Below are 10479 nucleotides of genomic sequence, written 5' to 3'. Positions count from 1 at the left end.
GGAAATTCACTGCCAAAAAATAAGAATTTAAAGAATTAATACCCTGAAATAAGAGAAAGGTGAATTTGAGCGCACTCAAATTCACCTTTCTTACTATCTGAAGCTAGTTTTGTCCCAGCCCCTTTTTGTTTACTATTTGTTTTACTTTTTGACGTTTTCTCCCTGTCAACCGAACCCGTTAACACAATGTGAGCCGGTTTTTTACGTACTGATTTTTTCTTTTTTCTGTACTCCGGTCCGAATCTGTTTGAATTTTACAAAGAAGGCTGCTGTCATGACTAAGGATAGAATACCGAAGATTACGACCATTACCTGAAGTCCAACGGCATCCAGCAGGAATCCTGTCAGTAGTAGCACAATCTGGAAAATAACACGATCGAGCATGTTTCGGAAGGAGAAGAATCTTCCGTGGAACTCCTTCGGAACCCTTGTTTGAAAAATGGTGGCTGCAGTTGGGAAGAAACAGCCAACGGCAAATCCGAATACAAAGAAGGCCGCAATGGATAGAACGGGCACATCCGCAAAGTACAGAAGCAGCTGTGAGACGCCAATGACAAATGAGAAGAAAAATAAAATCGCATATGGCGAACGCTTTTGGCTGAGTTGCTTGACGATAAATGCGCCGAGCATGAAGCCGATTCCTTCTGCAGTATAAATTAACCCTTTAATGGACGAACTGTCCTGAAGCTCGCTGATGTTGATGACCATCAGATTGAAACCTCCAAGAAACAGAAGCGGGACCAGGGTTAAGATCAGTGTCATGAAAACAATGGGGAGGCCTTTAATAATCGGGAAAACTTCTTTGAATCCTCCGCTTCTCCCGGCAGACTCTTTTCCTGTGACTGTGTGATCCCTTTTTTCCTCGAAGTTCATAAACCAGGTTAATCCGAATAGAGCCAGATAAGCGACCAGCGATCCGATATAAAGCATGGATAATGGCATAATGACTAACAAAACACCAGCCAGTGCTGTACCCAATATCCTCGACAGGGTGGAAACATTCATGTGTACACCATTCAGCTGCAGTAAATCTTTTTCGGAAACTACAAGAGGGATGGCTGCCTGCAGTGCAGGAAAGTAAAAGGCTGCTGACAATTGTATAATAACCAGGAATAGAACCATCCACCAAACAGATCCCGTTTGAATAGCAATCAGCATAAAAATAACACTGATAGCCCTGACAAAACCTGATCCGAGCATTACCGTCTTTTTATTTAGCTGGTCTGTTATTCTGCCGGCAAAGGGGCCAACTGCAATCCCAGCCAGCAAACCGGATGCAAGAATAAGTGATTTCAGGAAATCAGAAGGAACTTTTTCCTGCATAAACTCGAGGTTTCCTATAATGCCAAGCCATAGGCCCACCCCTGCTATAAATTCACCAGTTAAAAGAATCCACACATTTTTATTTTTCCACATATAACGGCCTCACAATTTCAATAAATTTCGATAATCTAAAGATACTATAAACTTATAAAATTATGAACATATTTTTTAAAATAGTTGAAAATGAAAATCGTTATCAATTATAATAGCGAAAAAGAACTGAGGAGGAAATAGGTATGTTTATTCAATTAAAGACAGTTTTGGTTAAAGAGGGCCATGGGGATAAAATGGTGGACCGCTTTGCAGGAGAAGGAATCATCGAAGAGCAGCCCGGATTTCTTGATTTGAATGTATTAAAGAAAAAACAGCGCAGTGGGGAGGAAGAAATCCTTGTTATGATTCGCTGGGAATCTAAAGAGGCATGGAAGGCTTGGGAAACGAGCGATGTACATCTTGCTGGCCATCGTGCGAACCGCGGGAAGCCAAAGCCAGAGTTTATTATCGATAGCCGTCAGGATGTATATCATGTGCTGGGGCAAAAACAATACAGAGAGCCGGCTGAAATCAAATAAAACTGAAATGCCCATTCATAAGGGATTGTTGAATGGGCATTCTTATTGAATTTAGACCCTCATCCCGGAACCTTTCCGGGTCAGCAGCATGAAGATCAAGTATGGTGCACCGATAATCGATATGACGATTCCGACGGGGATATCGGCTGGCGCGAGAAGGTTTTTGCCGATCATGTCTGCCATGAGCACCAGAGCTGCTCCAATCAGTGCTGATAAAGGAAGACTGCTGAAGTAATTGGATCCGCACAGCCGCCGTGCCAGATGGGGAGCGAGCAGTCCAATAAAGGCAATTCCGCCGCCGACGGCCACACATGCTCCTGCAAGGGCAGCAGATAGGCAAAGAAGCAAGCGCCGTTCAGACTCCACTTTTAAGCCAAGAGCAGCGGGAACATCTTGCTTAAACTGAAGAAGATTCATGGTCCTTGCTTTATAAAAGGCAGCCGGTGTAAGAATCACAATCCATGGAAGCAATGCCCATACATAAGGCCACCCGGTTCCCCAAATGCTTCCTGTCAGCCAAATGGCCGCCTGCTGAAAATCCTTTGGATCCATTTTCAGCTGGAGAATCATTAGAAGAGCACCGCATAGAGCATTAAATCCGAGGCCAACAAGGAGAAGCCGTTCGGGATCTATTCCCTCTTTCCATGAGAAACGGTAAATCAGTCCTGCAATGGCAAGAGCTCCGATAAAAGCGAACACGGGCAGAAAAAAAGGTTCAGAGAGAAGGCTGCCTTTCTCTTGTCCGAAAAGATAGATCGAAAAAACGACAGCAAGTCCAGCACCGGCATTGATTCCGAGAATGCCCGGGTCAGCGAGAGAGTTCCTGGAAAGTCCCTGAAGAATGCTGCCTGATAGAGCAAGCCCGGCACCAATCAGCATGGCAATGACCATTCTCGGCAATCTCAGCTGAAATAAAACAAGCTCCTGCCTTGGAGTGCCGCTGCCGGCTAATGTGTTCAGTATTTCAGAAAAACGGATGGGCATCACGCCAGTGGACAGGCTCAATATAAAGGTGCCCATGATTAAAAAGACAAAGGCTGCCAGCCAGTTTTTGGCCATTCTTAAAGCAAGCTTCCAATCCATTACATATACCCCCTTTTCCTTCGGGACAAATATAGGAAAAACGGAACACCAATCAAGGCGGTCACTGCGCTGACAGGTGTCTCGAATGGAGGGTTGATCATCCGTGCGCCGATATCGGCGAGTACGAGAAGAAGGGCACCGGCAATGGCACTTAGCGGGATAAGCCATCTGTAATCAGATCCGATGAGCATCCGGACGATATGGGGAACGACAAGGCCAATAAAGCCAATCGCACCTGCAATGGAAACGGCTGCGCCGGATAATAGAATAACGGCAATGAGTCCGATCCACCTGACTTTTTGCTGGGATTGACCGAGACCGGCGGCCACCTCTTCCCCTAAAGCCAATATGGTCAGAGAGCGGCTGATCGAGAGGGACAGCAGCAAACCAATGATAACAGCGGGAAGCAGGATAAAAACATGCTGCCATTTGGTTCCGGATAGTCCTCCCGCAAACCAGAAGCTCAAGTCCTGTGCCACCTGGAAATACAGGGCAATGCCGGTGGAAAGAGCGCTGAATAATGTGCTTAAAGCAGCACCGGCAAGCGTCAAGGTTACAGGAGAGATCCGCTCTTTTGAAATCATGGAAAAAGAGAGGACTAGCATAGCGCCAGCCGCAGAGCCTGCAAATGACCAGATTAGAAGAATCCAGTAGGACCCGCTAGAAACAAATGCGAGCGAAATAGCGATTGCCAGCCCGGCTCCATGGGTGATGCCGATGATTGAAGGATCGGCAAGCGGATTACGTGTAATCCCCTGCATAATAGTTCCTGCCACTGCAAGTGCTGCCCCAATCAGGGCAGCAGCCAGAGCCCGTGGAATTCGAACTTCTCTGATCAGCTGATGTTCAATTTGGCCAGCTTGAAAAGAGACAAAAGAGTCCCAAATGAAGAAGGGGGAATCCATATAGCTCCAAGTCCGATTGAAGCGAGCAGGCCAAAGAAAATAAATACTAAGCCAATTAGGCCCCATTTAATAGATTTTAAGTGAACGGGCTGCAGGGGTTCGGTTATGTCAGCAGCAGTTCTGGCCATGATGATCAGTCCTTTTCTATGTATTTTATAATTGAAAATGAGAATCGTTATCGCTTTAGAAGATCGTTATTAATCTACTATCCTTCCACAGCATTTGTCAATTCATATTTAAGGAAAAAGAAGGGAGTGTCTAAATATGATGCTGAAGAGCGATATGTTTGAAATTGCTGCATTCAACCTGCGTGAGGGCTTATCGCAGGCCGTAAATGAAAAGAGCAGCCATTATTTAATCCTTTACATATCATCGGGAAAAGGCACTCTGGAGATAGGAAACCGGAGATTGAAGGCAGAAGAGGGCAAAAGCTACTTCCTCACGGATTCCTGCTCCCTCACATCATCGTCTTCTTCTCTTCTTTCCGCTTATTCGCTTTCCTGGCCAAAAGAAGGGGATATGCTTAAAAACTTGTTAACCCGTACGCTGGCTGACCAGGTCCCTGCAAAAATGCTCCCCCTCTGGGAAGAAATGAAGAAAAGCCGGCAGGAAAAATCAGTTTCGGCCAAATGCAGATTTCTATCCTTGCTCTGGGAGATGCTGTCCATCCTGACAGACTCGGCCGAAATTGATGGAATGGAAGAAGCAGAGGAATTGATCCGGAACAGCCTGTCCCGTCCATTAACCGTCGCGGAATTAGCTTCTAAAGCAAATATGACCCCTGTAACCTTTTCAAGGGCTTTCCGCAAAAGGACCGGCATGACCCCGAAAGAGTTTTTAAATGCAGAACGAATGAAGACTGCTAAAAAATTGCTGCTTCAAAAGAAAGGAATTACAGCTAAAGAAGTCGCCTTGCAAATAGGGCTGCAGGATGAATTTTATTTCAGCCGCCTTTTTAAAAGCAGAGAGGGGATGCCGCCAACTGTTTTCATGAAAAGGGCGAGTGAACGAATTGCTGTCGTAAGCCAGCTGTTTTTACAGGATCACCTTATTTCACTCGGAATCCAGCCGGTAGCAGCTCCGTCCTACCCAACCGTCTATCCGGCAAGCAGTGGGGTGCCGGGCTATCTTCAAAAAGAGCTGGAAGGAACTAGATTGCTAAACGCAGAAAAACCATTTCAGCCGGATGATATTTTGCTGACCCATCCCGACCGCATTATTAAAACACCCTTGCATCAATCTCAGCTTCAAAGCGTGCTGCTTTCAAAACAGGAGCAAGTTCATCATATGCCTTTGAAGCAGGACTGGTGCCATTATCTTTATGAAATAGCAGCGCTGGTAGGCTGCGAAAGCCGTGCTGAATGCATAGAAAAAGACATTCACGGTATGGAATGCAAAGTGCGGGATGAGCTTTGTCCATTAACCAAAAATGGTCAATGGGCAGTCATTTGGATTCGCCCGGAAGAAATACGCCTTTACGGGAAGGGAAATCATGCCATTCTCGAACTTCTTTTTCAAGGTCTCGGATTCCAGCCGCATCAAGATCTCCATGCAGAAGGTTACCGAAATGTCAGCCTGAAAGAGATTGCTGAATTGAACCCTGATAAACTTCTCATTTTATGGAGTCATGAAAAGGATGTGTGGCGAACTGCCCATACTTCAGATTGGAATAAAATCGGGGCTGTCCGGACGGGAGAAGTCTATTACCCTGAAAGCCATGAGTGGGATCCATGGGGACCGATTGGGAGGAAGAAGATGCTGGAAGCCTTTCCTTCAAGCATTTTTAAATCCAAACTAAAAGCTTAAGGATTAGAAGAAAATAATTAACGTGCAGCTGCAGACTTGCGGCTGTTTTTTTATAACGCAAATTCATTTTGTTCATGGAGGAAGTTAAAAATGTCCATGTTCAGCAATGATGATAATGATTATCATTGAGAATGAATTTCATTATTGTTTTGGAGGAATGATCCATGAAGAATTTTTTTGCTCCTTTGAGCGTTGTTTTTATGTTATTTTTACTTGTTTTAACAGGCTGTGGAAAAGAAGAGAGAGCTTCCACAGAAGCGGCTGAAAAGAAGAAAGAGGAGAAAACAGAGGAAACAAGAACCGTTGAGCATTTGTACGGAAAAGCAGAAGTCCCTGCCGAACCGAAGAAAATCGTTGTGCTGTCGCATGTATCCTGGGAAGGCTCACTCGTATCTGTTGGTGTAAAGCCTTACGCTGTGATGGCGTATGATAATGAGTTTCCTCCGCATTTAACAGAGGAGCTTAAAGGCGTGAAGGCTCTGCCTTATGCTGATGAAATTAATTCGGAAGAAATTTTGAAGCTGGATCCGGATCTGTTAATTATCAGTGATCGCTATAAGCCTCTTTATGACCAGCTGTCCGAAACCATTCCAACCGTTGCAGTAGAAGTCGGCGGAGATTGGAAGGAAGACCATCTGAAGGTTGCCGAAGCAGCAGGCAAGCTTGAGGAAGGAAAGAAAGTGATTGAGGATCTTGAGAAGGAAGCAGAAGATATCGGCAGCCGCGTAAGTGAAAAAATGGGCGATGAAACATTTATGGCAGTAGCAATTAACAAAAAAGATATTCGTGTATATGGACGTACAAACCATGCAACAAATTCCTTATTATTTGATGATTTGAAATTAAAACCTGCAGAAAACCTCCCTGAGGATTTCGGCGAGAATATTTCGATTGAAGGATTAGCAAAGTATAATCCTGATCATATCCTTAATGTTTCTTATTTTAATAGTGGAGAGTTCTATGATTCTGTTACACAGGGCGAGGTTTGGAAAAGCCTGAAAGCTGTTCAAAACGACAACGTCCATACCATCAAGACCACATGGGGCTATTGGGATCCGATTGAGCGCCAAAAAGGGTTGAAGGAAATTGAATCCTTGCTTCTGGGTGAATAAACATCTTAATGAGATACCGGGACTTTTGGAGGCTCTGTCTCTTCCAATAAATTGATTTCTTCTATAGGAAGGAATCAAATTTTTTAACCATTATTGAGAATGGTTATCAATTACTAGGTCTAAAGACTCGGTGAAAGGATGGAATTATGCATCATTCAGCCAAACAAATTGCAGAAAATGCAACGTTTCAAGCTTTTATAAATAGTTACTTAAGAGAAGTAGATTGCGGACATTGGATGGATAGGGAGGAATGGATGCAGGAGCAGCAGCCACCTATGACTCTATCAGGCGAATCTGTGGTAGAAATAGAACTTCCGGGTCAGTCTGCAGCATTTGCAGTGGAAGTAATTTACCGATCATTAACAGGAAGGCATTTGATCGGCGGTGCCTTTAAATATTGCAGCCAAAGCCGGGAATGGATACAGCAGGACCGGCTTCCAATGATGATTGCTCTTATCCACGAATTGCATTTAATGGCCAAATCAAATGGCTGTCATGAGCTTGCATCCCATTTTGATGAACTGGTGCTCAGGCTGATTGAGAGCTATCAGACAATGGCCTTGTATATTGAAGAAAGAATGAAGGACGAAAATAGCCTATATTCTGAAGAAAGCACCTTTATTGAAGCTGAGCAGTCACTTTTGTTTGGTCACTGGCTTCACCCTACCCCGAAAAGCAGGCAGGGGATGGCTGGATGGCAGCATCCGCAGTATGCACCAGAGCTAAAAGGCTGTTTTCAACTTCACTATTTTCAAGTAGACCGGGAGTTGGTCAGGGAAGCTTCAGCTAACCGGAATGGCGCAAGCGATATTATACTCCATTCACTAAAGAAATCGATACCGCATTTTACTGTCCCGCATAACAACTGCCTCATTCCGATGCACCCTCTTCAGGCTCAATGGCTGCTTCAGCAGAATTATGTCAGAGAGGCGGTTGAAGAAAATCTTATAAAAGATCTTGGCCAAATGGGAGCCTATTATTCAGCTACCTCTTCCATCAGAACGGTTTACAGCCCGGAAAATGAATGGATGTTCAAATTCTCTGTTCCGGTAAAAATTACGAATTCTTTAAGGACGAACCGCCTTCATGAACTAAAGGCAGGTAACGCTATGACGGAACTAATGGATAAGCTTCGCTTTACGGAAAAATATCCGTCTTTTCGGATGATCGATGATCCGGCCCATATAACAGCTGAATTGCCGGGGCATAAAGAGTCAGGGTTCGAGGTCATTATCCGGTCCAACCCTTTTCCGAAAGGAGCGGATAAGGGTGTTAGTTCCATCGCGGCATTGGTTCAGGATCCACTGCCGGATGAAAGCTCTAGACTGAAGCGGACAATTGAAAAGCTGGCACAAACAAAGAGAAGAGATCCACAGGAAATCAGCATGGACTGGTTCAAAAAATACTGGAGATGCTCAATCGAGCCTCTGATCCGATTATATGATGAATATGGACTTGCACTTGAGGCCCATCAGCAAAACAGCCTCCTGGATTTATCATCAGGCTATCCGGAAGCTTATTACTATCGTGATAATCAAGGCTACTACCTATCAAACTCTTATAGAGGAAATCTATGCAAACTCCTGCCGTCATTGGCGGAATGCCCGGAACTATTTTATGAGGATGATCTCATACAGGAACGCTTCACCTATTACCTGTTCATGAATCAGCTCTTTTCAGTGATCTGCCGATTTGGGCAGGACAGTCTCATCAGTGAAGATCATTTGATCGATTGGTGCCGGAAACAGCTCTGCATACTTGAAAAAGAGATGTCTGGACAGGGAAAAGCATTTATCGGCCAAATCCTGCACTCAGAGAAGCTTGCCTATAAAGCTAACCTGCTAACCCGCTTTCATGATGTGGATGAACTGCTGGCAAAGAACGAACAAGCCGTTTACACCTATATCCCAAATCCTTTGGCCGTTGTGAAGAAGGAGGAGAACTATGCAGAAGCTGCATCCGCTGCCGTCTAAGAAAGTGGAAAAAAGAGTCATCCGACAGTTACTGGAGGCCGTTCTTTTTGAAAGACTGATGGATTATGAAATTACAGCGCACCAGCCGGAAGAACCTTTATTGAGCTTCACCATTTTCGGAAATCAGCGGATTTACTGCTGTGAGGGAAGGATTGCTGCCTTTGACCGTGTTCGGCTGAAGGAAGACAGTATCCGTTCCGTGCAAATCGATGGTTCCCGTACGCCAATTAGCATTGAAGAGCTGGCAGAGGACCTTGTGGCCGACCAGGATAAAAGAAATAAGCTGATTTACGAGCTCCGGCAAACCATTCAGCTTAGTGAATGGAATGAAAAACATCTCATGCCGTCTCTTTCAAGGAGAACACTCAGTTATGAAGAGCTGGAGTCGGAAGTTTGGGAAGGGCATCCCTATCATCCTTGTTTTAAAGCCCGGACTGGATTCTCTCTTGAAGATCATGCTGCATTTGGTCCGGAAGCAGGGAAACCTTTTGCTCTGCAATGGGCTGCAGTCAGACGCAGGCAGAGTCGAATTGCCCTCCCCGGAGGTGAGAAGGAATTCTGGGAGAAGGAAATGGGTACTTTGATGCTCGGACAGCTGCTGACCGAGTTGCATGAGCTGGGAAAGACGTTTGAAGAATACACCTTCCTGCCAATACATCCATGGCAGATAAAGCATATAGAAGCGGAACTTGAGCAAGAAGATGTCGTTTTGCTAAAAAGCAGCGGGGATACCTATCGGGCAACCCTGTCGGTCCGGACACTTTGGAACGTGACGAATCCAGAGAAAGCTCACCTAAAACTATCCATGAATATGGTGAATACCTCATCGCTGAGAACATTAGACACTCACGCCATCTGTGCTGCTCCCCATATTTCCAACTGGATAGCGGCTACGGTAGAAGCGGATCCATTTTTAAAGGAAGAAGCTTCCTTGATCATTTTGAAGGAGTATGCAGGGATTGCCCATCAGCCTATTGAGGAAATAACAGAGACAAAACTGGGAGCTATTTGGCGGGAAAGCATTCGTCTCCACATGGAAGAGAGTGAGGAGGCTCTGCCTTTTACAGCACTTCCATTAATGGAGAGGGACGGTTCCCTATTTATAAACGACTGGCTTTTGCACTACGGAATAGAAAATTGGTTGAAAAGACTTATGGAAGTAAGCGTGGTGCCGGTCTGGCACTTACTCGCCGCTCATGGCATAGCTGTGGAGGCACATGCCCAGAACATGATACTCCTTCATAAAAACGGCTGGCCAACCCGTGTTGCTTTGCGGGATTTCCATGACAGCACTGAGTATCATTATGACTTTTTGGCAGAACCCAGCCGGAGTCCTGACTTTGGAGAGATTCATGAGCAGTTTAATAAGGGCGGGGACAATGAGTATTATTGGATGACTTCCATTGAAGCGCTGAGAGAGCTTGTGATGGATACATTGTTCGTTTTTCATTTAACAGAACTGTCTTTTGCGCTTGAAGAGAATTATGGGTACAGCGAGAAGAAGTTTTGGGGGCTGGCAGATGAGGTGCTTGACGGGCACCTGTGCTGCTATCCTGAACTGATTTACCGAAATTACCTTCTGCAGCATACAACCCCTAAGGTTTATGCCGAGTCGCTCTTGAAAAGGAAGGTCCAAAAAGAAGAAGATGGCGGGTTCCGCCATCTTATCACAAACTCTTTAGCATTAAACCCAAAGGAGAATTGA

Annotated in this window: 8 protein-coding genes; 5 read left to right on the top strand and 3 right to left on the bottom strand. The window is 45.1% G+C overall.

Going from position 1 to position 10479, the window contains the following annotated elements; translation table 11 throughout:
• Positions 1–201 precede the first annotated feature (201 nt).
• Complete coding sequence (locus M3205_RS19595) at positions 202–1416, bottom strand: MFS transporter (RefSeq protein WP_251171414.1); 1215 nt, start codon at positions 1414–1416, stop codon at positions 202–204.
• 143 nt (positions 1417–1559) lie between these two features.
• Here M3205_RS19595 and M3205_RS19590 point away from each other — a divergent pair, with 143 nt between their 5' ends.
• Positions 1560–1895: an antibiotic biosynthesis monooxygenase family protein gene (locus M3205_RS19590; protein ID WP_251171413.1), complete on the top strand. Its 336-nt coding sequence runs from the start codon at positions 1560–1562 to the stop codon at positions 1893–1895.
• Between the two features lie 51 nt (positions 1896–1946).
• Here the strand turns inward: M3205_RS19590 and M3205_RS19585 are convergent, their stop codons facing one another.
• Positions 1947–2978 carry a FecCD family ABC transporter permease gene (locus tag M3205_RS19585; protein ID WP_251171412.1) on the bottom strand — a complete coding sequence of 344 codons (1032 nt, stop codon included), beginning with the start codon at positions 2976–2978 and terminating at the stop codon, positions 1947–1949.
• Entirely contained in the window at positions 2978–3949 is a 972-nt protein-coding gene (locus M3205_RS19580) for a FecCD family ABC transporter permease (protein WP_251171411.1), read from the bottom strand. The genes M3205_RS19585 and M3205_RS19580 overlap by 1 nt, the downstream gene beginning before the upstream one ends.
• Positions 3950–4147: 198 nt before the next feature.
• Here M3205_RS19580 and M3205_RS19575 point away from each other — a divergent pair, with 198 nt between their 5' ends.
• The 4 genes from M3205_RS19575 to M3205_RS19560 all read left to right on the top strand — a co-directional run bounded on the left by M3205_RS19575 (position 4148) and on the right by M3205_RS19560 (position 10479).
• Positions 4148–5689 (top strand): helix-turn-helix domain-containing protein, encoded by a 1542-nt coding sequence (locus M3205_RS19575; protein WP_251171410.1) that lies wholly within the window; start codon positions 4148–4150, stop codon positions 5687–5689.
• Positions 5690–5853: 164 nt separating this feature from the next.
• A complete protein-coding gene (locus M3205_RS19570) occupies positions 5854–6801 on the top strand; it encodes an ABC transporter substrate-binding protein (RefSeq protein ID WP_251171409.1) in 948 nt (315 codons plus the stop codon).
• A 146-nt stretch (positions 6802–6947) separates the two neighbouring features.
• The gene (locus tag M3205_RS19565) at positions 6948–8774 is read left to right on the top strand and encodes an IucA/IucC family protein (RefSeq protein ID WP_251171408.1); all 1827 of its coding nucleotides are present in this window, start codon (positions 6948–6950) and stop codon (positions 8772–8774) included.
• The gene (locus tag M3205_RS19560; protein ID WP_251171407.1) at positions 8746–10479 is read left to right on the top strand and encodes an IucA/IucC family protein; all 1734 of its coding nucleotides are present in this window, start codon (positions 8746–8748) and stop codon (positions 10477–10479) included. Before M3205_RS19565 ends, M3205_RS19560 begins: the two co-directional genes overlap by 29 nt.

Origin of the sequence: Cytobacillus firmus (assembly GCF_023715565.1) — a bacterium.
Lineage (GTDB): Bacteria > Bacillota > Bacilli > Bacillales > Cytobacillaceae > Cytobacillus > Cytobacillus firmus_C.
Note: the sequence above shows the minus strand (reverse complement) of the source record. Positions and strands in the feature narration are given on the sequence as shown.